Source organism: Kitasatospora sp. NPDC059577 (assembly GCF_042735475.1).
In the GTDB taxonomy this organism is placed as follows: Bacteria; Actinomycetota; Actinomycetes; order Streptomycetales; family Streptomycetaceae; genus Kitasatospora.
Map to the genome: position 1 here is coordinate 1 of NZ_JBHWBZ010000065.1, position 23,498 is coordinate 23,498.

The following is a 23,498-nucleotide window of genomic DNA, read 5'->3' on the forward strand; positions in this document are numbered from 1 at the left end:
GGCTACCAGCGGCACGATCGCGGCCGGCAGCATGTAGCCGGGCAGCGTCCGGGCCGCGCCGGCCCGGACGTCCGCCGGGTCGAGCGGGCCGTCGGTGACCACGTAGGCGACCAGGCGCAGTCCGTCCTCGTCCGGCAGGACGGCGGCCTGCAGGACCGCCGGGTGGGCGGTCAGGGCGCTTTCGATCTCGCCGAGTTCGATCCGGAAGCCGCGGATCTTGACCTGGTGGTCGGTGCGGCCCAGGAACTCCAAGCCGCCGTCGCGGGTGCGGCGGACCAGGTCGCCGGTGCGGTACATCCTCCCTCCTTGCCCGCCGCCGGGCTGGGGGTACCTCCCGGCCGCCAGGCTGGGGGCGAGGGGCCCGTCCCCGGGCTCGAAGGGGCAGGCGACGAAGCGCTCCGCCGTCAGGCCCGGCCGCGCCAGGTAGCCCCGGGCCAGGCCGGCGCCGGCCAGGTACAGCTCCCCCGGCACCCCGACCGGGACGGGGTTGAGGTGCTCGTCCAGGACGTAGCCGCGGGTGCCCGCGACGGTGCGGCCGAGGACGGGCCGTTCGGTGGCGTCCAGCGGGTGGGTCAGGGCGTCGACCGTGCACTCGGTCGGGCCGTACAGGTTGTGGGTGGCGGTGTGCGGGGCCTCGCGCAGCCTGGTCCAGAGCGCCTGGCCGACGGCCTCGCCGCCCAGCAGCACCAGCGCGGGCGCGGGCTCCTCCAGCAGGCCCTCCTCGATCAGCTGCTCGGCGTAGGAGGGGGTGACCTCCAGCACGCCGATCCGGTGCTCCCGCACGTGGCGGACCAGGGCCCGGGCGTCGCGGCGCACGTCGCCGCCGATCAGGTGCAGTTCGTGGCCGGCGACCAGCCACAGCAGGCCGTCCCAGGAGGCGTCGAAGCAGAGCGAGGCGGTGAGCGCGACCCGCTGCCGGGCGACGCCCGCCTGTACTCCCGTGCGGTGCGCGGCGAGCAGGGCGGCGATGCTGCCGTGCGGGACGACGACGCCCTTGGGCCGGCCGGTGGAGCCGGAGGTGAAGATGAGGTAGGCGGCGTCGGCCGCCGTGGCCCGCGGGGCGGGGTTCGGCTGCGGGGCGGCCGGGTCCCCGGCGAGGCCGGTCACGTCCCCGGTGAGGTCGAGCACCCGGTGCCCGTCGAGCGCCGCCGGCAGCGGCCAGCGGTCGTCGGTCAGCACGAGTGCCGGTCGGGCCTCGGCCAGGGTGTGGGCGGTGCGGTCGGCCGGGTGGTCGGCGTCCAGCGGCAGGTGGGCGCCGCCGGCCTTGAGCACGGCCAGGATCGACACCACGCTCTCGACCGACCTCGGCAGCGCGAGGGCGACCACGGACTCGGGGCCGACGCCCGCCGCGATCAGCCGGTGCGCGAGCCGGTTGGCCCGGGCGTTCAGCTCGGCGAAGGTCAGCGCGGTGTCACCGCACACCAGGGCCACGGCCTCCGGGGTCCCGGCCGCCTGCGCCTCGAAGGCGGCCGGCAGCAGCGGCACCTGCTCGGGCAGCGGCGGGCGGCCGCCGACCTCGACCCGCTCGTCGGCGGGCAGCACGTCCAGCTCGGCGACCGGGCGGCCGGGGTCGTCCGCGACCTGACGCAGGATCGCCCCCAGGGCGGCGGCCAGCCGTTCGGCGCTCTCGCGGTCGAAGAGGTCGGTGGCGTACTCCAGGACGCCGGCCAGGCCCGCGGCGGCGCCGTCGGCGCCCTGCCGCTCGACCAGCCGCAGGGTGAGGTCGAAGGTGGCGGTGCCGAAGTCGACCGGCTCCTCCGTCACCGTCACCCCGGCGAGGTCGGGGCCGTCCTCGGCGGCGCCCGCGAAGGCGATCATCACCTGGAACAGCGGGGTGCAGGCGGTCGACCGGGTCGGGTTGAGCTCCTCCACCAGGCGCTCGAAGGGCACGTCCTGGTGGGCGTGGGCGGCCGGGTCGGTCTCCCGGATGCGGCCCAGCAGTTCGGCGAAGGCGGGGCGGCCGGAGAGGTCGGTGCGCAGCACCAGGGTGTTGGCGAAGAAGCCGACCAGGTCGTCCAGGGCCTCGTCGGACCGCCCGGCCAGCGGGGTGCCGATGGGCAGGTCGGTGCCCGCGCCGAAGCGGTGCAGAAGGGTGGCGTACGCGGCGCGCAGGACCATGAAGAGGGTCACGCCGTGGTCGGCGGCGAGCGCGGTGAGCCGGGTGTGCAGGGCCGCGTCGAACTCCAGCGGGACGACCGCGCCGCCGTGGCCGGCGACCGGCGGGCGGGGGCGGTCCGCCGGCAGCGGCAGCTCTTCGGGGGCGCCGGCCAGGGCCTCGCGCCAGTGGGCGAGTTGGCGGGCGAGCAGGCTCTCCGGGTCGTCCTCGTCGCCGAGCAGCTCGCGCTGCCAGAGCGCGTAGTCGGCGTACTGGACGGGCAGCGGCTCCCACGACGGGGCCGTGCCGTCGCGGCGGGCGGCGTACGCCTCGGCGAGGTCGCGGTAGAGCGGGCCGAGCGAGGCGCCGTCACCGGCGATGTGGTGGACGACCAGGACCAGCACGTGCTCCTCGGCGCCCTCGCTCCGCAGGTAGGCGTGGACCGGGAGGTCCGCGGCGAGGTCGAAGGTGTGACCGGCGAGTTCGTCCGTCGGGCGGTCGGTGGCGGTGAGCAGGCCGCCGGTGGGAGCGGGCAGGACGCGCTGGTACGGGGTGCCGTCCTGCTCGCCGAACACGGTGCGCAGCGCCTCGTGCCGGTGCACGACGTCACCGAGCGCGGCCTCCAGGGCGGTGACGTCGAGCGGTCCGCGCAGCCGCAGGGCGAGGGTGACGTTGTAGGTGGCGGACGGGCCGTCGGCCTGCGCGAGGAACCAGAGGCGGCGCTGGGCGAAGGAGAGCGGCACCCGCTCGGGCCGGGCGACGGGGCGCAGCGCCGGGCGGGCCGGGGCGCCGGCCCCGGGGGTGCGGTCGGCGAGCCGTTCGACCAGGCCGGCGACGGTCGGGGCCTGGAAGAGGTCGCCGATGGAGAGCTCGATGCCGTGGTCGGCGCGGGCCCGGCCGGCGAGGCGGGTGGCCAGCAGCGAGTGGCCGCCGAGCGCGAAGAAGTCGTCGTCGATGGTGATGTCGTCGATGCCGAGCAGGTCGCCGAAGAGGTCGCACAGGGCCCGTTCGCGGTCGTCGCGCGGGGCGCGGCCGCTGTCGTCGGCGGCGAGGTCGGGAGCGGGCAGGGCCCTGCGGTCGACCTTGCCGTTGTTGTTGAGCGGCAGGGCGTCGAGGAGGACGACGGCGGCGGGGACCATGTAGCCGGGCAGGGTGGCGCCGGCGAAGGAGCGCAGCTCGTCGGCGGTGAGCGCGGCGTCGGCGGTGCAGTAGGCGACCAGCCGGGTGTCCCCGGGGCGGTCCTCGCGGGCGATCACGATGACCTGGCGGACGGCGGGGTGGCGGGAGAGCGCCGCCTCGATCTCGCCGAGTTCGATCCGGAAGCCGCGCAGCTTGACCTGGCCGTCGATCCGGCCGAGGAACTCCACCGCGCCGTCGGCGCGCAGCCGCACGAGGTCCCCGGTGCGGTACATCCTGAGCCCCTGCTCGCCGCCGGGGGCGAACGGGCAGGCGACGAAGCGTTCGGCGGTCAGGCCGGGCCGGTTGAGGTAGCCGCGGGCCAGGCCGGCGCCGGCGATGTACAACTCGCCGGGGACGCCGGGCGGGACGGGCTGCAGCCGGGCGTCGAGGACGTAGCTGCGCATGGCGTCGAGGGGGCCGCCGATCGGGACGCGCGGGCCTTCCAGGTCGGCGGCGGTGAGCGGGTGGTGGGTGGCGAAGGTGGTGGTCTCGGTGGGGCCGTAGACGTGGGCGAGCAGCAGGTCGGGGCAGGCGTCCAGGACGCGGCGCATCAGCACGCCGGAGGCGGCCTCGCCGCCGGTGAGGACGACGCGCAGGGCGGCGAAGGTCTCCGGGGCCTGTTCGGCGACGAGGTCGAACAGGGCCTTGGTGAGGAAGACCGCGGTGACGTCGTGCCGGGTGGTGACGGCGTGCAGGGCGGCGGCGTCGAGGGCCCCGGGCGGGGCGACCACGACGGTGCCGCCGGCCAGCAGGGGCGTCCAGATCTCGTGGGTGGCGGCGTCGAAGGCGTGCGGGGAGTGCAGCAGGACCCGCCGGTGGCTGCCGTCCTGCCAGCGGCGGTCGGCGGCGAGGTCGAGGACGTCGCGGTGGCGCACGGCGACGCCCTTGGGGCGCCCGGTGGAGCCGGAGGTGTACATCGCGTAGGCGAGCTGGTCCGGGTGGACGGGCACCTCGGGGCGGTGGGCGGGGGCGCCGGCGTCGTCGCCGGGGCGGACCACGACGGCCGTGTGCGGGAAGCCCGGGTCGGCGCGGTCGGTGAGCAACACGGGGGCGCCGGTGTCGGCGAGCACGTCGGCCATCCGCTCGGGCGGCAGGCCGGGGTGCATGGGGACGTAGCAGCCGCCGGCCTTGAGGACCGCGAGGGTGGCGACGACGACGTCGACGGAGCGTTCCATCAGCATCGCGACGGGGGTCTCGGTGCCGACGCCGAGGGTGGTCAGGTGGTGGGCGAGGCGGTTGGCCCTGGTGTCGAGTTCGGCGTAGTCGAGGGTGCCGCCGTCGTGGGCGAGGGCGACGGCGTCCGGGGTGCGGTCGGCCTGGCGCTCGAAGGACTCGGCGAGGGTGCCGGTCGGGCGGGGGGCGTCGGTGGCGTTCCACTCGACGAGGATGCGGGTGCGCTCCTCGGGGGCGAGGACGTCGAGGGTGCCGATGGGGGCGTGCGGGTCGGCGGCGGCGCCGGCCAGCAGCCGGCCCAGCCGGTCGGCCAGGGCGGTGACGGTGGTGTGGTCGTAGAGGTCGGCGGCGTACTCGACGGAGCCGGTGAGGCCGGCGGGGGTGCCGTCGGCGTGGTGGTGTTCGGCGATGCCGATGTTGAGGTCGAACTTGGCGACCCGCAGGCCGATCGGCTCGGGGGCCGACCGCAGTCCGGGCAGGTCGAGTCCGGCGTCCTGTCCGTGGTTCTGGAGCACCAGCAGGGTCTGGAACAGCGGGTGGCGGCCGAGCGCGCGGGGCGGGTTGAGTTCCTCCACCAGACGTTCGAAGGGGACGTCCTGGTGGGCGAAGGCGTCGAGCTGGGCCTCCCGGACCCGGCCGAGCAGTTCGGCGAAGCTCGGGTCGCCGGATGTGTCGGCCCGCAGCACCAGCGAGTTCACGAAGAAGCCGACCAGGTCGTCCAGGGCCTCGTCGGAGCGGCCGGCGACGCCGGTGCCGATCGGGATGTCGGTGCCGGCGCCGAGCCGGGTGAACAGCGCGGCCAGGCCGGCCTGGAGGACGGTGAACAGGGTGGTGCGGTGGGTGCGGGCGAGGTCGAGCAGGGCGGTGTGCAGGTCCGCGCCCCAGGCGAGGTCCACGGAGTCGGCGGCGCCGGTGGGGGTGGGCGGTCGGGGCCGGTCGGTGGGCAGCTCCAGTTCTTCCGGCAGGCCGGCCAGGGCCGCGCGCCAGTGGTCGAGTTGACGGGCGAGCAGGCTCTCGGGGTCGTGTTCGTCACCGAGCAGGTCGCGCTGCCAGAGCGCGTAGTCGGCGTACTGGATGGGCAGCGGCTCCCAGTCGGGGCCGCGGCCGGTGAGCCGGGCCCGGTAGGCGGTGGCGAGGTCGCGCAGCAGCGGGCCGAGCGACCAGCCGTCACCGGCGATGTGGTGCAGGACGACGAGCAGCACGTGCTCGGTCGGGGAGAGGGTGAACACCGTGACCCGGATGGGCGGTTCGCTGCTCAGGTCGAAGGTTTCGGCGGCGGCCGCGTCCCGGTGGGCGGGGTAGTCGGCCGGTGCGAGGTCCACCACCCGGAAGCGCGGCTGCGCCTCCTCGGCGGGCAGGATCCGTTGCACCGGGACTCCCCCGGCCACCGGGAACACCGTGCGGAGGGCCTCGTGCCGGGCGACCACGTCCGCCGTCGCTGCGCGCAGCGCGGCGGTGTCGAGCTCGCCGCGCAGGCGCAGGGCGAACGGCAGGTTGTACAGCGCGGTCGGCCCCTCGATCTGGTCGATCAGCCAGAGACGCTGTTGGGCGTACGAAACCGGGATCACGGTGCTTCCTCTACTCACGACACGGCACGGCACGGGGTGTTCGGGGCGGGGCGGTCGGACGGCGGTCCGGCAGTGGCCGGACGGCGTCCGGCGACGGTCGGACGGCGGTCAGACGGCGGCCAGGTCCGGCCGGACGCTGGGCCGGCAGTCCAGGACCTCGACCGGCTGTCCCATCGAGACGGCGATCCTGCGGTCGCCGCGGTACGGGTCCCGGCCGTGTGCGCAGAGCACGTTGTCGACCAGCATCACGTCGCCGACCTGCCAGCGCTCGCGCACGGTGGCGGCGTGGTACGCCTCGTTGAGGGCGTCGACGTCGGCGCGTCCGAGCGGCTCCGCGTCGCCGAATCCGGTGTTGAACGGCAGGCCGTCCGGGCCGAACTCGTCGGTCATCGCCTCGCGGATGTCCGGGTCGAGCGACCACTCGTTCCAGAACGCGAGGTGGTTGAACCAGACCTCCTCACCGGTGCCCGGGTGGTGGATGGTGGCGGGGCGCAGCTGGCTGGTGCGCAGGTTGCCGTCCGGCCGCCACTCGCAGGTGATGCCGTTCTCCCGGCAGTAGGCCTCGACCTCGGCCCGGTCCTCGGTGGCGAAGGCGGTGCGCCAGCCGAGGGAGACGTAGTCGGAGTAGTTGCGGGTGAGCGTCCAGCCGGTGGTCCGGCCGCGCTCGACCAGGTGTGCCGGCAGGTGGTCCAGCACCTGGCGGCAGTCGGCGGTCGGGGTGGCGCCGCCCTCCTCGGGGGCGGTCAGGCAGGCGAACAGCAGCCGGCCGGGGAAGGTGAGGGTGTAGCTGTTCTCGTTGTGCATCCGGATCGACTGGGCCGGCGGCAGGTCGGTGGAGGAGAAGACCCCGTTGCCGTAGTCGCTGCGCGGGGTGGCCTTCTCGCGGTAGGGGGTGCGCTCGGGGATGAGCACGTCGCGCACGGCCGCGACGTCCTCGGTGCTCGCGACCGGCAGGCCGCGCAGGAAGATCGTGCCGTGGCGGTGCAGGCCGGCGGTGAGTTCGGCCTCGTTCTCGCGCAGCCACTCGCAGGCCTCGCCGATGTCGGCGGTGCGCGGGGCGTGGGCGAGGGCCGGGCGGCCGGGGTTCAGTTCCCAGGTCGGCATGGTGGCGCTCACTGCTGGGCGAGGGAGGCGACCAGGCTGGCGGGCCTGATGTCGGTCCAGTTGGCCTCGATGTAGTCGAGGCAGCCCTGGCGGGTGTCCTCGCCGTGGACGGTGGTCCAGCCGGCCGGCACGTCGATCCAGACCGGCCACAGCGAGTGCTGGTTCTCGTGGTTGGCCAGCACCAGGTAGCCGGCGTTGTCGTCCTCGAACGGGTTGCTCATGGTGTCCTCCTTGGGTTGATTCGAAGGTACGGGCGGGCCCGGGCCCGGAAGGGCAGGAGGCGAGGCAGGAACGCGGCAGTTCGGTTCGCGCGACTGCCGCCGTCGGGCGCCGGTCAGCGCGGGATGAGGCGGACCGGGAAGTGGTCCAGGCCGAAGTTGATGATCGAGCGGTTGTGGGTGACCGGGCCGGTCGGCTCGATGGTGTCGACGCGCTCCAGCATCGCCGTGAACAGGGCGCCGAGTTCGGCCTTGGCCAGCGGTGCGCCGATGCAGTAGTGGGCGCCGAGGCCGAGGGCGAGGTGCTTGTTGGGGCTGCGGTCGAGCAGGATCTCCTCGGGGCGGTCGAAGGCCTCCGGGTCGCGGTTGGCGGACCACACCCAGACGGCGACCCGGTCGCCGCGCCGGATGGTGTGGCCGTCGAGTTCGGTGTCCCGGCTGGCGGTGCGCAGGGTGTGCAGTCCGACCGAGGTCCAGCGCAGGATCTCGTCCAGGGCGGAGTCCATGCCGACCTCGCCCCGTTGCAGCTTCCGCCACAGGTCGGGGTGCCGGACGAGGGTGTGGAGGCCCATGGCGGCGGTGTGGCGGACGGTCTGGACGCCGCCGACGACGATGTTGTCCAGGTTGAGGACGACGTCCTCGACCGGCAGCAGCTTGCCGCCGACCCGGTAGGTCGCCATCTTGCTGATCAGGTCGTCCCGCGGGTCGGTGCGGCGCAGCATCACCTGGTGCAGCAGGTACGGGATGAGCTGCTGGTGGCCGGCCCGGCGTTCCTCGGGGGTGTTGCCGAGGAACGCGACGTCGCAGACCCGTTCGACCATCTCGCGGTCCTTCTCGGGGACGTCCAGGAGGTCGCACATGACGGACAGCGGGAGGGCGGAGACGGCGTCGACGAGGTCCACCTCGCCGAGCTCGACGGCCTTCTCGACGATCGAGGAGGCGAGGTCGGTGATGCCGCGGACGGCGCCGCGCACCGGGCCGGGGGCGAAGAACGGGTTGGCGGGGGCGCGGAGTTCGCGGTGCCGGGGCGGGTCGGTGAGGGCCATCATCCGGCCGGAGCCGACCGGGACGTTACCCTCGCCGGCTCCGAGCAGGGAGCCCTGCTCGGAGCTGTAGAGGGCGGCGTCGCGCAGCACCTGCGCGGAGTGGCGGTAGGAGAGCACCGACCAGACCGGCCCGTCGTCGACGGTGTCGGTGCGGTGGACGGAGGCCTCCCGGCGCAGCTCGGCGATCAGGCCGGGGGTGTCGGGGCGGGCCCAGAGGTCGGGGTCGGTGAGGTCGACCGCGGTGGTGGTCAGCATGAGAACTCCGTCGTGGGCTGGGCGGCGGCGCCGGGCCGCGCGATGAGCGAGGTCAGGACGTCGACCGGGCCGGGCCCGTCGACGGTGGCGAGCAGGTGGCCGCCGGGGACGACGTGGTGGCCGGAGTTGCCGCGGGTGTGGACGGACCAGCCGTCGAGGCCGCCGGCGGTGAGGAGGGGGTCCTCGACGCCGACGACGGTGTGCAGGTGGGAGCCGATCGGCGGGTGCGGGCGCGGCCGGTAGGTGGCGACCACGTCCAGGTCGGTCCGGATGCCGCGCAGCGCGTGTTCCTTCAGGTCCGCTTCGCCCTCGACGAGTTCGCCCATGCCGGCGAGGCGGAGCAGGTCGTCGGCGGTGTGCCGGGGGCGGTCCCGGCCGGCCCAGGCGGCCGGCGGCGAGGCGGAGGCGGCGACGACCAGTTCGGGCCGCCGTTCGGCGGGCAGGGCCCGGGCGACCTCGTAGCCGAGCAGGGCGCCGAAGCTCTGCCCGTAGAAGCCGAACCGTCCGGTGAGGTGCGGGGTGAGGGCCTCCACGACGGCGTCGACCAGCAGGTCGAAGCTCGCGGGCATCGGGTGGCCGAGCCGGCCGCCGCGGGCCGGCGGGCGCACCGCCCAGACCTCGGCGGTCGGGGCGAGGGCGCGGGCGAGCGGGGTGTAGGCGGTGGCGTCGCCCCCGGCGTGCGGGAAGCAGAACAGCCGGAACGGGCGGTGCGGTTGGGGTACGGGGACGAACAGCCAGTCCCCCTCGACGCGGGGCCGGACCCGGGTGGCGGTGGTCATGCGCGGCTCACCGGGCCCGGGCGGTCAGCGCGGGCCGGGGGGCGGCGGTGCCGGCCTGTGTGGCCCGCTCGACGGTGGCGGTGAAGGCGGCCAGGTCGGCCGAGTCCAGCAGGTGGCGCAGCTGGAGCTCGATGCCGAGGCGGCGGCGCAGCAGGTGGACGACCCGCAGCGCGGCGAGCGAGTGGCCGCCGAGCGAGAAGAAGTCGTCGGTGGGCACCAGGCCGGTCACGCCGAGGACGGTGCTCCAGACCTCGGTGACCTGGTCGGCCAGTCCCCCGGTGCCCTCGGACGAGCCGGAGGCCGCGGAGCCGTCCGGCGCCGGCGCGGGCTCGGCCCCGGCGGCGGGGACGGGCAGCGCCGCCAGGTCGACCTTGCCGTTCGGGGTGAGCGGCATGGCGTCCAGCACGGTGATCACCGACGGCACCAGGTGGGCGGGCACGGTGGCCCGCAGCCGCTCGGTCAGTACGGCGGGGGTGACGGCGCCGGTGACGTAGCCGGCCAGCCTGCGGTCGCCGGGGGCCGGCTCGTACACGGTGACGGCGGCGGCCCGGACGCCCTCCAGCCGGGCCAGGGCGTGCTCGACCTCGCCGAGCTCGATCCGGAAGCCGCGCACCTTGACCTGCCGGTCGACCCGGCCGACGTACTCCAGCAGGCCGCCCGCGCCGCGCCGGGCCTGGTCGCCGGTGCGGTACATCCTCCCTCCGGGCCCGGCGGTCGGGTCGGCGACGAAGCGCTCGGCGGTCAGTCCGGGCCGGCCGACGTAGCCGTGGGCGAGCCCGGGCCCGGCCAGGTACAGCTCGCCGACCACGCCGTCGGCGACCGGGGCGAGCTTCTCGTCCAGCAGGTGGAGGCGCACGCCGGGCATCGGCTCGCCCAGGTGCGGGCCGGGGCCGCTGATCGGCGCGGTGACGGCCTCGACGGTGCATTCGGTGGGCCCGTACAGGTTGAGGGCGTCGATGCCGCCGTCGGCCAGTTCGCGCCAGGTGCGCTCGGGGACGGCTTCGCCGCCCATGAACAGCCGCGGCACCCGGGCGCCGGCGAGCGGCTCGCGCAGCAGCTCCCAGTGCGACGGCGTCAGGTCGAAGTCGGTGACGGCGTGCTCGGCCAGCAGGGCGGCCAGCCGGGCCGGGTCGGCGCGCTGCTCGTCGCCGATGACCAGGACGGTGTCGCCCCGGCAGATCCTGGTCCACTGCGGGACGGAGGCGTCGAAGGAGATGCTGGCGTTCCAGCCGACCACGCCGGGCTCGGCGCGGAGGGCTCCGGTGGCCTCCAGCCCCTCGATCAGTCCGGCGACGGCGCCGCGCGGCACCTCGACGCCCTTGGGGCGGCCGGTGGAGCCGGAGGTGTGGATGACGTAGGCCGGGTCGAGCGGGTGTGCCTGCTCCGGCAGTTCGGGCCCGTCGACGGCGGCGTCCGGGCGCAGCACCGGCACGCCCTCGGCGGCGGGGAGGCCGTCGACGCTGATCAGGGCGGCGAGGCGGGCGTCGGAGGCCATGAAGGCGAGCCGCTCGGCGGGGTAGGCCGGGTCGAGCGGGACGTAGGCGGCGCCGGCCCGCCAGACGGCGAGCAGGGCGACCGGCAGGTCGGCGGTGCGGCCGAGGTGGACGCCGACCCGGTCGCCGCGGCCGACGCCGAGGGCGCGCAGGGCGCGGGCCAGTCCGGCGGTGCGGCGGTCGAGGGCGGCGTAGTCGAGGCGGTCCGCGCCGGCGAGGACGGCGGTGCGCTCGGGGTGGGCGGCGACGGTGTCGCGCAGGCGCTGCAGCAGGTCGGTCATGGCGGGTCCTCAGAGGTCTCGGGCGGCGGCGGCCATGGCGTGCAGGGCGGCCGTGTAGGTGTCGATGAACTGCTCGGCGGTGCTGTCGTCGACCAGGGAGCGCTGGTGGTCCACGGCGAGCAGCACGCGCTGGGAGACCGGGTCCTGGATCAGCGAGGCGCCGAAGGCGAAGCTGTTGGGTTCGTGGCGCAGGGTCGGCTCGCAGCCGATCCGGCCGTCCACGATGCGGGCCGAGCTGAGCCGGCCCAGGGCGTGGAAGCGCAGGAAGCCGAACTGGGTGTCCAGCGCGGTGTCGGTCATCAGCCGGGCGAGGCGGGCGAAGGGCACCCGGCGGTGCGGCATCATGTCGAGCTCCTCCCGGTGGACCTCGCGGGCCAGGGCGAGCAGGTCGTCGGTGGGCTCGCAGCTCAGCGGGACGGTGTTGAGGAACAGTCCGTACACCTCGGTGCCGCCGAGCCGTTCCAGCCGGCCGTTGACGGCCAGGCCGGTGGTGACGCGCGGGCGCCCGGTGATGGCGGCGAGGGCGTGCAGGTGGGCGGCGAGCGCGACCGACTTGACCGGCACGGCGAGCGTCTCGGCGACCAGCCGCAGCTGTCCGGGCGCTTCGGGCAGCACCCGTTCGACGGTGCGCGACAGCTCGTGCACGTCCTCGCTGCCGGGGAACAGCTGGCCGCTGGCGCCGGACAGCCGCTCGCGCCAGTACGCCAGCGACCGTTCGTCCCGGGCCGCTTCCCGTTCGACGACCACGAAGTCGCGGAAGGCGGTGCGCGGCGGCGGGGTGGGGGCGCCGAGCGGGTCGGCGGCGAGGGCGGTGTGGCGCTCCAGGATCTCGGTGAGCAGCGAGGTGAAGCTCCAGCCGTCCAGGATCGCGTGGTGCTCCGAGACGGTGAGCTGGAAGGCGTCCTCGGCGAGGCGCTGCACGGTGATCCGGAACAGCGGCGGCGCGGTGAGGTCGAAGGGGGTCAGGCGGTGGGCGTCGAAGACCTCCCGGACGGCCGTGTCCTGGTCGGGTTCGCCGCGCAGGTCGGCGAATTCGACGGGGGCGGGCAGCCGGCCGTGGACGAGCTGCAGCGGTTCGCCGTAGCCGGACAGGTCGAGGCCGGTGCGCAGGACGGCGTGCCGGTCCATCGCCTCGGCGACGGAGCGGCGGAAGGCCTGTTCGTCGAGGTCGCCGGAGATCCGGTAGGAGTTGACGTTGTGGTAGCTGTCGGTGCCGCCGGCGATCTCCATGTGGAAGACCATGGAGAGCTGCATGGACACCATGGGGTAGGCGTCGGCGAGGCCGGGCGGCAGGTCGGCGCGGTCCTCGGGGGTGATCAGGGCGAAGGGTTCGCGGGCCTCGGCGCCGCCGGTGACGGGCTCGGCCCGCGGCAGCAGGGCGGCGACGGTGGGGGCGTCGAAGACGTCCCGCAGGCTCACCCCCCAGCCGCGTTCGTGCAGCGCGCCGGCCAGTTGGACGGCCCGGATGGAGTCCCCGCCGAGGTGGAAGAAGTCGTCGTGGACGCCGATGCCGTCGACCCCGAGGACCTCCGTCCAGACGGCGGCGAAGGCCTCCTCCTCCGGGGTGCGCGGCTCGACGTGGCGGCCTCCGGTGGCCGTGCTGCGCTGGCCGGGGGCGGGCAGCGCCCCGCGGTCGACCTTGCCGTTGACGGTGAGCGGCAGGGACTCCAGCACGGTGTAGCTCGCCGGGACCATGTACGGCGGGAGCGAGCGGCCGAGGAAGGCGCGGACGTCGGCGGGTTCGCGCCCGGTGACGTACGCCGCGAGGCGGTCCTCGTGCACGGTGACCACGCAGGCGTCGACGTCCGGGTGGGCGGCGAGGGCGTTCTCGATCTCGCCGAGTTCGATCCGGAAGCCGCGCAGCTTGACCTGGAAGTCGGCGCGGCCGATGTACTCCAGGCCGCCGTCGGGCAGTCGGCGGGCGACGTCGCCGGTGCGGTAGAGCCGGGCTCCGGGCGGGCCGTAGGGGTCGGCGACGAAGCGGCCGGCGGTGAGGCCGGGGCGGCCCCAGTAGCCGTGGGCGAGGCTGCCGCCGCCGATGTACAGCTCGCCGGCCGCGCCGGGCGGGCAGGGCCGCAGCCAGTCGTCCAGGACCTGCGCGGTCAGGTGCGGCATGGGTGCGCCGATCAGGCTGCGTTCGAAGCCGGTGCTGTCGGCGAGGTCGTGGGTGGTGACGTGGACGGTGGTCTCGGTGATGCCGTACAGGTTGCAGAGCCGGGCCGGGGGCGGCACGTCGAGCTCGAACCAGCGCTGGACGACGGCCGGGTCCAGCGCCTCCCCGCCGAGCATGATCCACTTCAGCGCGGGCAGGGCGCGCGGGCTGTGGCGCAGCACCGGCTCCAGCTGGCGCAGCGCCGACGGGGTGAGGCAGAGGAAGGAAACCCGCTCCTCCTCCAGGAGCTGGGCGAACTCCTCCGGCGAACGGCTCGTCACGTACGGGACGACGACCAGGCGGGCGCCGTGCAGCAGGGCGCCCCACATCTCCCAGACCGTCCAGTCGAAGGCGTAGCTGTGGAACAGCGTCCAGGTCTCCTCCGGGCCGAAGCCGAAGTGCTCCGCGCCGTCCGCCATCAGCCGGCTGACGTGCTCGTGGGCGACGGCGACGCCCTTGGGGCGGCCGGTGGAACCGGAGGTGAAGATGACGTAGGCGACGTCGCCGGGGCGGCCGGCGGCGGGCGGGCGGGTGTCCGGCCGGGCGGCCAGGTCGGCGGCCTCGGCGGTCAGGTCGTAGGCCTGCCAGGGGCCTTCGGGCACCCGGTCCGCACGGTCGGTGACCACCAGGGCGACCTCGGTGTCCCCGAAGACGAGTGCGGCGCGGTCGGCGGGGGCGGCCAGGTCGACGGGCACGTACGCGGCGCCGGTCTTGAGCACGCCGAGGACGGTGACCAGGACGTCGGCCGTGCGGTCCAGCAGCATGCCGATCCGGTCGCCGGGGCCGGCGCCGCGGGCCCGCAGGGCGTGCGCGAGGCGGTTGGCCCGGCGGTCGAGCTCGGCGTAGCTCAGGGTGCGGTCCTGGTCGCTGACGGCGGGCCGGTCGGGGTGGGCGTCGGCGGCCCGCTCGAACAGGTGGTGCAGGCAGTGGCCGGGGGTGTCGGTGGCGCGGGGGGCGTCCTCGCCGCGCGTGGTCAGCCGCAGCACGGTGGCGTCGGGGTCGTCCAGGGCCGCGGTGAGCACGGTGTTCCAGTCGGCCGCCAGGCGCCGGACGGTCTCCGGGTCGAACAGCTCACTGCGGTACTCGGCCTCGCCGCGCAGGCCGCCGCCGGAGTCCTCCCCGTCGGCGCGGGGGGAGGTGTCGCCGCCGTCGAAGACGGACCAGGTGAGGTCGAACTTGCTGGTGCCGTTGGAGCGGACCCGGCTCTGCGCGGTGGCCGGGCCGAGCGCGAACGGGGTGCGGTCCTCGCCGTGGGCGCCGAACACCACCTGGACCAGCGGCGGGTGCTGCGCGGTGCGGGCGGCACCGAGGTGGTCGACCAGCTGGTCGAACGGCACGTCGAGGTAGCCGTAGGCGTCGAAGGCGACGTCCTGGACGTGCTCCAGCAGGTCCCGGAAGGACAGGGTGGGCGAGAGCCGCAGGCGCAGTGGCAGCAGGTTGACGAAGTAGCCGAGCAGGTGCTCCAGTTCGGGGCGGTCGCGGGTGGTGACGGGGGTGCCGATCACCAGGTCGTCGGCGCCGGTCCAGCGGTTCAGCAGCAGGGCGAAGGCCGCCAGCTGGACGGTGAACGGGGTGACGCCCTCCGCCTCGGCCAGGGCGCGGACCCGGGCCGCCGTGCCGGGGGCGGAGCCGAACTCCTCGGTCCGCCCGGCGGCGGAGCGCTCGGCCGGCCGGGGCCGGTCGGTGGGCAGTTCCAGCAGGCCGGGTGCGCCGTCCAGCTGCTCCTTCCAGTAGGTCAGGTGCTCCTCGTAGGAGGTGCCGAGCCGCTCCTCGGCGTGGTCGGCGTACTGCACGGTCAGCTCCGGCAGCACGGCCTCCCGGCCCGCCACGGCGGCGCCGTACAGCTCGGCGAGTTCACGGGCGAAGACCTCGGCGGACCAGCCGTCCCAGACGATGTGGTGGACGGTGAACAGCACCGTGGTGCGCTCGTCCGCGAGCCGGAACGCCTCGGCCCGCAGCAGCGGACCGGCGGCCAGGTCGAAGGGCTCGGCGCAGCGGGCGGCGAGCAGTTCCTCCAACCGGCCGGCCTGCCCGGGCCCGGCCTGCTCCGGCTCGGCCGACGGGCGCAGGTCGGTCACCGCGAGCGGCACCGGCAGGGCGTGGTGCACCTGCTGGCGGGGGCCGTCGGGGTGCAGGGCGAAGGTGGTGCGCAGCGTCTCGTGCCGGGCCACCACGGCGTCCAGCGCGCCGCCGAGCAGGTCGAGGTCGAGCGGACCGGTGACGTCGACGGTCCACGGGGTGCAGTAGGTGACGGCCTGCGGGTCGAGGCGGTCGAGGAACCAGAGGCCGCGCTGCAGCCCGGAGACGGGCGCGGTGCGGGCCGGGTGGTCGGACGGGCTCACGGCCTCGTTCCCTTCGTGTGCGGTGCGGCCCGTCATCGGGCGGCCAGCCGTTCGGCGATGGCGCTCACGGTCCTGGCCCGGAACACCAGTTGCGGGGGGACGCGGGTGCCGGTCTCCCGGGACAGCCGCATCGCGACCCGGACGGCGGCGAGCGAGTTGCCGCCGATCCGGAAGAAGTTGTCGTCCCGGCCGACCTCGGCGAGGTCGAGCACCTCGCGCACGGCGTCGGCGACCAGCCGCTCGGCCCCGGTCAGCGGGTCGGGTGCGGCGGCGCGGCGCCCGGCGGGGGCGGGCAGCGCCTTGCGGTCCACCTTGCCGTTGTGGCTCAGCGGCAGGGCGTCCAGGACGTCGAGGGTGGCGGGCACCATGTGCTCGGGCAGCAGGGCCGCCAGGTGGTCGAGCAGCGCGTCGGGGTCGGGGGCGTCGGCACCGGCGGTGACGTAGGCGGCGAGCCGGCGGTCGCCCGGGGCGGGCTCGTGCACGGTGACGACGGCCTCCTGGACGGCCGGGTGGCGGGTGAGCGCGTCCTCGACCTCGCCGGGCTCGACCCGGAACCCGCGGATCTTGATCTGGTCGTCGATCCGGCCGGTGACCTCCAGCAGGCCCTCCGCGCTGACGAAACCGAGGTCGCCGGTGCGGTAGAGGCGCTCGCCGGGGGCGCCGAACGGGGAGGCGACGAAGCGTTCGGCGGTCAGCCCGGACCGGCCGAGGTAGCCGTGGGCGAGGCCGCCGCCGGAGGCGTACAGCTCGCCCGTGACACCGGGCTCGACGGGGCGCAGCAGCTCGTCCAGGACGTGGACGCCCTTGCCGTTCAGCGCGGCGCCGATCGGCACCGAGCCGCCGGTCAGGTCGGCGGGGGTGACCCGGTGGCAGGTGGTCAGGCCGAGGCTCTCGACCGGGCCGTAGCCGTTGGCGACCCCGAGGCCCGGGTGGTTCTCCAGGGCCTTCGCGACGTGGGTGACGGAGGCCCGCTCGCCGGCCGTGAAGGCGAGCTTCAGCCCGTCGTAGGTCTCCGGGAACTCCTCCAGCAGGAAGTTGAACAGGCTGGCGGAGAGCTGGAGCTGGGTGACGCCGTGGCGGCGGGTCAGCTCGGCGATGGTCTGCGGGTCGGGCCGCTGGCCGGGCTGCAGGACGCAGCTGCCGCCGAAGCAGAGGGCACCGTAGAGCTCCAGGGCGAAGGCGTCCCAGGAGACCGGCGAGCACTGCAGCCAGACCTCCTGCGGGCCGAAGCGGGCGTAGTCCTGGCCGAGGTAGGTGGTGGTGAGCGCCCGGTGCGGGACGGCCACGCCCTTGGGGCGGCCGGTGGAGCCGGAGGTGAACATCACGCAGGCGAGGTCGGCGCCGTCGACCGGCAGGCCCGGGTCGTGCGCCGCGTACCGGGCGAGTTCGGCGGCCGAGGAGTCCAGGTCGACCTGGTTCGGGACGTCGAACGGCACGGTGGCGCGCCGGTGGGTGACCACCGTGGCGGCGCCGGTGTCGGCGACCGCGCCGGCCAGCCGCTCGGCCGGGAAGTCCGGGTCCAGCAGGGTGTAGGCGGCGCCGGTCTTGAGTGCCGCCAGCAGGGCGGTGACCATCTCGGGCCCGCGGTCGGCCAGCACCGCGACGGTGTCACCGCGGCCGATGCCGAGGCCCGTCAGGTGGCGGGCGAGCCGGTTCGCGGCGGCGTTCAACTCGCCGTATCCGACGGTGCGTTCGCCTGCGATCAGGGCGGTGGCGTGCGGGGCGCGGGCGGCCTGCGCCTCGAACAGGGCGTGCACCGGCACCTCGACGGCGGAGGCCAGGGTGCCCAGCCACTCCTCGCACAGGCCGGCCATGGTGGCGGGCCCGAACAGGTCGCTGTCGTACTCGAAGCGGCCGGTGAAGCCGGTGCCGAGGTCGTCCACGGAGACCGACAGGTCGAAGCGGGAGACCGGGTTGGAGTGCAGGGCCCGGGTGACCTGGTGGCCGCCGACCGTGAACGGCCGGGTGTCCAGCGGGTGCAGCTCCAGCAGCACCTGGCAGAGCGGGTTGCGGTCCTCGGGGCGCTCGTCGAGGACGGCGCTCGCGATGTCGTCGAAGGGCACCTCCTGGTGCCGGTACCCGGCGATCGACACCTCACGCACGTGCCGGACCAGCTCGCGGAAGGAGGCGCCCTCCTCCAGCTTCAGCCGCAGCGGCAGCAGGTTGACGAAGTAGCCGATCAGGTCGTCGAGTTCGGCCCGGCCGCGGACGTTGACCGGGGAGCCGAGCACCAGGTCCCGCTGCCCGGACCGGCGGTGCAGGGTGAGCGCCAGCCCGGCAAGCAGCACCATGAACGGGGTGGCGTCCTCGCTGCGGGCGAGCGCCCGGACGGCCTCGGCGACCGGGCCCGGCATCGTGAAGCGGTGGAAGGCCCCGCGGAAGGCCTGCTCCTCCGGCCGGGGGTGGTCGGAGGCCAGCACCGGCTCCGTCGGCGCGTCTCGCAACTGCTCGCGCCAGTAGTCGAGTTGGCGATCGGTGGTGTCGTCCCGGTACTGCCAGGCGGCGTAGTCGCCGTACTGGACGGCGAGTTCCGGCAGCTCGGCCGGACGGCCCTCGGCCGCCGCCGCGTACAGCTCCTGGAGTTCGGCCTCCAGCACGGCCAGCGAGCCCTCGTCCCAGACGATGTGGTGGAGCAGCAACAGCAGTGTGGTCGCCCCGCCGGCCCGGAAGACCCGGGCCCGTACCAGCGGCCCCCGCTCCAGGTCGAAGGGCTCCAGCGCCGCCTCGGCGACCAGGTCGTCCACCCGGTCGGCGGTGGTCTCGGTGAGCGTGAACGGCAGCTCCACCGCCGGGTGGACGACCTGGCGCGGGCCGTCCTCGGCGAGCTCGAAGGTCGTCCGCAGGCTCTCGTGCCGCGCCACCACCCCCGCCAGCGCGCGCCGCAGCAGCTCCGGGTCGACCGGCCCGGCGAAGCGGAACACCCAGGGCACCACGTAGGTCGGCGCGTCCGGGTTCCACTGGTCGAGGAACCAGAGGCCGCGCTGGAACTTGGACAGCGGGGCCTCGGTGCCGCCCGTACGGACCAGCTCGGGGCGCTCGCCGCCGGTCGCGGAGCTCACCGCGGCGGCGAACTCGGCCAGCGTCGGCGCGTCGAAGATGGTGTACGGCGACACCATGCCGAAGACGTCGAAGACCCGGCCCACCACCCGCACCGCGGTCAGCGAATCGCCGCCCAGGTGGAAGAAGTTGTCGTCGGCGCCGACCTCCGGCACCCCGAGCACGTCCGCCCACACCGCCGCGATCAGCTGCTCGGCGGGAGTGCGGGGCGGCCGGCCGGCCGGCTTGGCCTCGGCCGCGGCCTGCGGCGCGGGCAGCGCCGCGCGGTCCACCTTGCCGCCGGCGGTCAGCGGGAAGGCCGCCAGGGCGGTCAGCGTCGCCGGGACCAGGTGCTCGGGCAGCCGCTCGGCCAGCCAGGGCCGGACCACGGCGTACTCCGGCGCGGCGCCGGTCACGTACGCGGCCAACCGGCCCTCGTGCGCCACCACGACGCAGCCGGTGACACCGGGGTGACCCGCCAGCACCTGCTCGACCTCCCCCGGCTCGACCCGGAAGCCCCGGATCTTCACCTGGTGGTCGCTGCGGCCGAGGAACTCCAGCGGGCCGTCCTCGACGGCGCGGCGCACCACGTCGCCGGTGCGGTACATCCGCGCTCCGCCGGGCTGTTCCTGTTGCCCGTCGGACCGGTCCGCGAACGGGTCCGCGACGAAGCGGTCGGCGGTCAGGCCGGGGCGACCGAGGTAGCCCGAGGCCAGCAACGGCCCGCCGACGTACAGTTCGCCGGCCTCGCCGGGCGGCACCGGCCGCAGCCGCTCGTCCAGGACGTGGAGCCGCCGGGCGCCGAGCGCGGTGCCGATCGGCACCCGGGAGGCCACCTGCTCACCGGCCAGCCGGTGGGTGGTGGCGGTGACCACGGTCTCGGTGGGCCCGTACGCGTTCAGCAGCGGCACCCCGGTCGCCGCCCACCAGGCGGCGGCGGTGGCGGGCTCCAGCTTGTCGCTGCCCGAGATCATCAGCCGCAGGGTGCTCGGCACCCGGCCGCCCAGGGCCGCCACCACGTCCTGGAAGTAGCCGGCGGCCAGGTTGGCGACGGTGACGCCCTCGGCGTCCAGCAGGTCCAGCAGCTCGGCCGGGGCCAGGAGTTGCTGCTCCGGGAGGACCAGGCAGGCCCCGGCGGACAGGGCGCCGAGCACCTGCTCCACCGCCACGTCGACGGTCGGGCGGGCGAACTGCAGCACCACGTCCTGCTCGGTGAGGCCGAAGGTCCCGACCACGGCGGCCAGGTGGCCGGTGAGCGCCGCGAGCGGCACGTGCACGCCCTTGGGGCGGCCGGTGGTGCCGGAGGTGTAGATGACGTAGCCGGCGGCCGCGTCCGCCGTGCCAGCGGCCCCGGCGAGCCCGGTGAGCCCCGCGCCTTCGGTGAGCCCCGCGCCTTCGGTGAGCGCGTCGCCGTCGAGGGCGAGGGAGGCTCCGGCGTCCTCGGTGATCCAGCGGTTGCGCTCCTCGGGGGCCTCCCGGTCCAGCGGCAGATAGGTGGCGCCCGCCCGCAGCACCGCCAGCAGCGCGACCACGTGGTCCAGCCGGTCGCGGCCGGTGACGGCGACCGTCCGCCCGGGGGCGAGCCGGGCGGCCAGGGCGGCGGTCAGGCCGTCCAGCTCCCGGTAGCTGACGGTCCGGCTGCCGGCCCGGACGGCCGGCCGCTCCGGGAAGCGGCGGACGGCGGAGGCGAACGGCTCGAATTCGGGTGCCGTGAATTCGAGGGGGAAACCGCGAGAGGACATCATCCAACCCCAGATCGTGAGAGAAACCGGCGACGAAAGCGACGATAGGGGGAATTCGACGGCCCTATCGGCAGAAAGAGCGGAAGGAAATCGGCAGTTTCATCATGCCGCTTTCCGGGCAGGCCAGAGCTACCGGCCGGGGGTGATTCAGAATCCCTCGGAGGACCAGACGTCCTCCCGGTCGAGGGCCTGCGGCGCGTATTTTCCGAGCGCACTGATCAGCAATCCGAGTTCCAGTGCCAGGCATTCCGTGAAACGGCGGAGCCCGGATTCCCGGTCCTCCGCGACGGCCAGCAGCGCGGCCCGTCCGAGGCCCACCGCGCGGGCGCCCAGCGCCAGGCTCTTGACCGCCCTGGCACCCTCCCAGATCCGCCCGGAGACCAGCAGGCTCGGCGGCGGGTCGGCCGCCAGGCGGCGCAGGCACTCCGCCAGCGGCAGTCCGACGTGCGGCAGGAACACCCCGGGCGCCCAACCGGTGCCGCCCTCGGCGCCGTCCACCACGACGGCGTCCGCGCCGGCCTCGTGCGCGACCCGGGCGGCCTCGGCCACGTCGCGGCCCGGGTAGAGCTTCACCCAGATCCGCACCCGCGGGTAGTTGTTGCGCATCAGCCGGATCTGCTGGCGCAGGATCTCCGCCGTGAAGGTGCCCGGGGTCGCGGCGCGCAGCACCCGGCCGTCGCCGAACAACGGGTCCAGCCCGAAGCGGTCGCCGAGTGCGGCGGCGGCCTCGGCCTCCAGTACGGTCATCCCGCCCAGACCCGGCTTGGCACCCTGGCCGACCTTCAACTCGAAGGCCAGACGCCCCGATTCGAGCAGCGGCCGGGCGGCCGGATCGCTGTGGACGAGGTTCCACACCTCGGCGTCGGCGTCCTCCGTGCTCTGCTGGACGGCCACGCCGCCCAGCCCGTCCGGGAGTTCCTCGCCGTAGGCGCGCAGCCGCCCGAGCAGGGTGCGGTCGGCCGCCTCGCCGAGCCGCCCGTAGCCGTTGACCGGCACCACGTTCTCGCCGATCACCATCGGGATCCCGAGCGCCCCGGCCTGCCGGCTGAGGGCCAGGCCCAGGTCGCCGCCGGCGGCCCGGGTGGAGCCGGTCGCGGACACGTACACCGGCAGTGCGGAGGCGAACCCGCCGATGGTGGTGGCGAGTTCGACGTCCCGGTAGTCGGGCTCGCGGCCGAGGTCGATCAGCTTGGCGAGCCGCTGCGGCAGGAACAGCGGCGGGACGATCCGCAGCTCGTCCAGGGCGTCCGGCCGGGCCGATCCGCCAGTCCCGTCGGTCCCGGCTGCGCCGAACAGCACGTGTCCGTACTCCTCGGCGGGCGGGAACGCGGCGGCCGCTCCGGCGCGGGCCCGCCGCCGGACCTCCTCCTCCGGGAAGCCGGGTGCGCTGAGGTCGCTCACGGCGACACCACCCCCGCGAGCTTCGGGAAGGCGCTGGCCTGCCAGACGGCGTCCAGTCCGGCGACGTAGCGAGTGAGCCGCTCGACGCCGATGCCGAAGCCGGCGCTGGCGGGCACGCCCTCGCGCACCAGGTCCAGGTACCAGCGGTACTTCTGCGGGTTCTCGCCGGTCTCCCGCATGCGGGTGATGATCTCCGCGTAGTCGTTGGTGCGCTGGCTGCCGCTGCACAGCTCGCCGTAGCCCTCGGGCGCGAGCAGGTCGAAGTTGCGCAGCAGGCCCGGGTCGTCGGGGTGCTCGCGGTCGTAGAAGCCGCGCGAGCCCTTCGGGTAGTCGGTGACGAAGAACGGCCGGTCGCGCCGGGCCGACAGCAACGCCTCTCCCTCCCAGTCGAGTTCGGCGTCGGAGCTCTGCGGGTGGCCGATGCCCCGGAGTTCGGCGACCGCCTCGGCGTGCCGGACGCGTCCGAAGGAGCCCTTCAGGAGTTCGGCGAACGCCTGCGGGTCCCGGCCGAGTTCGGCGAACTCCTTGGGCAGCTCGCGGACCGTGCTGTCGACCATGTGCACCACCAGGTCCTCGGCCAGCTGGACGACGTCGTCCCGGCTCGCGCCGGCGAACTCCACGTCCAGCTGGTGGAACTCGGCCAGGTGCCGGCTGGTCCCCGCGGTCTCCAGGGGTTCCAGGCGGACGTTCGGGGCGATGCAGAAGATCTTGTCGAAGGCCAGCAGCGAGGCCTGCTTGTACAGGATCGCGCTGGTCATCAGCTTGTAGCGGTGGCCGTAGAAGTCGATGTCCACCTGCTTGGAGCCGCGCGCGCCGGGGTCGGTGACCGGACCGATGATCGGCGGCAGCAGCTCGGTGAAGCCGCGGCCACGCAGGAACTCGCGCGCCGCGGTCAGCAGCTGCTGCTGGATCCGGAGCGCGCTGCGGGTGGCCGGCGTGGTCAGGTGGCGACCCGGGTCGGTCGGGGGCAGGGGAGCGGATTCGGGCATGGTCGGGGTCCTCGTCTCTCGGGAAGGGTCTGGTCTCGGGGAGGGTCTGATCTCGGGGAGGGAGCGGTTCAGGGAAACGGGGCGGTTCTCGCCGGGCGGGCGCGGCTCGCGGGCAGGGGTGTCCGGGGACCGCCCGGCCGGGTGCGGCCCCGGGCGCCTCAGCGCGAGGCCGGCAGGCCCCGGGGGACGGGCGTCGCGGCCGAGCGCACGTCCTGGCCGTCGTAGCGGCGCTGGACGTGGGAGAGGGCGGCGAGCAGTCCGGCCGAGCCGAGGATCGGCGGGCGGCCGCCCTCGACCAGCCCGGCGATCGGCATCGAGCCGACGGCGGACCAGTACAGCCGGCCGTCCGGGCCCAGCGAGCTGCGCGTCCGCCCGGCGTTGTCGGGGTGGAGGCAGTACGGCACGTCCAGGTAGCCGGCCGCGAACGCCTTCACCAGGGCCCGCCCGAGGTCGGCGTCCAGGTCGAGCACGGCGCCGATCAGGGCCCTGGCCTCGGTCTCGATCCCGGTGTCCGGCGGCGCGGCCGGCCGCGGGCGGGTGCGCTCGGCCGTGGCGGCCGCGGCGGCGGCCTCCAGGGCCCGGACGATCTCGGCGACCGTCGGGATGCGGAGCCCGCCGCGGCGGGTGATGTCGTTCAGCCGGGGC

11 protein-coding genes (1 of these 11 running past the window's edge) are annotated in these 23,498 nt (G+C 75.2%); all 11 read right to left on the reverse strand.

The window, feature by feature from the left end; genetic code table 11:
* Nucleotides 1-6,015, reverse strand: a 6,015-nt coding sequence (locus ACFV0O_RS34590; RefSeq protein WP_380347765.1) for an amino acid adenylation domain-containing protein, incomplete at its 3' end; no start/stop codon positions are given.
* Between the two features lie 108 nt (nucleotides 6,016-6,123).
* On the reverse strand, nucleotides 6,124-7,119 hold the full coding sequence (locus tag ACFV0O_RS34595; protein ID WP_380347767.1) for a TauD/TfdA family dioxygenase: 996 nt from the start codon (nucleotides 7,117-7,119) through the stop codon (nucleotides 6,124-6,126).
* Between the two features lie 8 nt (nucleotides 7,120-7,127).
* Nucleotides 7,128-7,340 (reverse strand): MbtH family protein, encoded by a 213-nt coding sequence (locus ACFV0O_RS34600; protein WP_380347769.1) that lies wholly within the window; start codon nucleotides 7,338-7,340, stop codon nucleotides 7,128-7,130.
* Between the two features lie 113 nt (nucleotides 7,341-7,453).
* Nucleotides 7,454-8,638: a cytochrome P450 gene (locus ACFV0O_RS34605; protein WP_380347772.1), complete on the reverse strand. Its 1,185-nt coding sequence runs from the start codon at nucleotides 8,636-8,638 to the stop codon at nucleotides 7,454-7,456.
* Nucleotides 8,632-9,417, reverse strand: a complete 786-nt coding sequence (locus ACFV0O_RS34610) for a thioesterase II family protein (protein ID WP_380347774.1) — start codon at nucleotides 9,415-9,417, stop codon at nucleotides 8,632-8,634. Before ACFV0O_RS34610 ends, ACFV0O_RS34605 begins: the two co-directional genes overlap by 7 nt.
* 7 nt (nucleotides 9,418-9,424) lie before the next feature.
* Nucleotides 9,425-11,191: a non-ribosomal peptide synthetase gene (locus ACFV0O_RS34615; protein ID WP_380347776.1), complete on the reverse strand. Its 1,767-nt coding sequence runs from the start codon at nucleotides 11,189-11,191 to the stop codon at nucleotides 9,425-9,427.
* 9 nt (nucleotides 11,192-11,200) lie between these two features.
* Nucleotides 11,201-15,685, reverse strand: coding sequence for an amino acid adenylation domain-containing protein (locus tag ACFV0O_RS34620; protein WP_380347778.1), 4,485 nt, complete (start codon nucleotides 15,683-15,685; stop codon nucleotides 11,201-11,203).
* A gap of 32 nt (nucleotides 15,686-15,717) precedes the next feature.
* A complete protein-coding gene (locus ACFV0O_RS34625) occupies nucleotides 15,718-20,466 on the reverse strand; it encodes an amino acid adenylation domain-containing protein (RefSeq protein ID WP_380347780.1) in 4,749 nt (1,582 codons plus the stop codon).
* Nucleotides 20,467-20,610: 144 nt separating this feature from the next.
* Complete coding sequence (locus tag ACFV0O_RS34630) at nucleotides 20,611-21,864, reverse strand: glutamate synthase-related protein (RefSeq protein ID WP_380347782.1); 1,254 nt, start codon at nucleotides 21,862-21,864, stop codon at nucleotides 20,611-20,613.
* On the reverse strand, nucleotides 21,861-22,853 hold the full coding sequence (locus tag ACFV0O_RS34635) for an asparagine synthetase A (RefSeq protein ID WP_380347784.1): 993 nt from the start codon (nucleotides 22,851-22,853) through the stop codon (nucleotides 21,861-21,863). The genes ACFV0O_RS34630 and ACFV0O_RS34635 overlap by 4 nt, the downstream gene beginning before the upstream one ends.
* A 158-nt stretch (nucleotides 22,854-23,011) precedes the next feature.
* A protein-coding gene (locus tag ACFV0O_RS34640) for a methylaspartate mutase (protein WP_380347786.1) crosses the window boundary here: on the reverse strand, nucleotides 23,012-23,498 show its final stretch. Its footprint extends 983 nt past the window's final position; 487 of the gene's 1,470 nt are visible here — the last part of the coding sequence; its start codon lies beyond the right edge, outside the window — the gene reads right to left on this strand; its stop codon occupies nucleotides 23,012-23,014.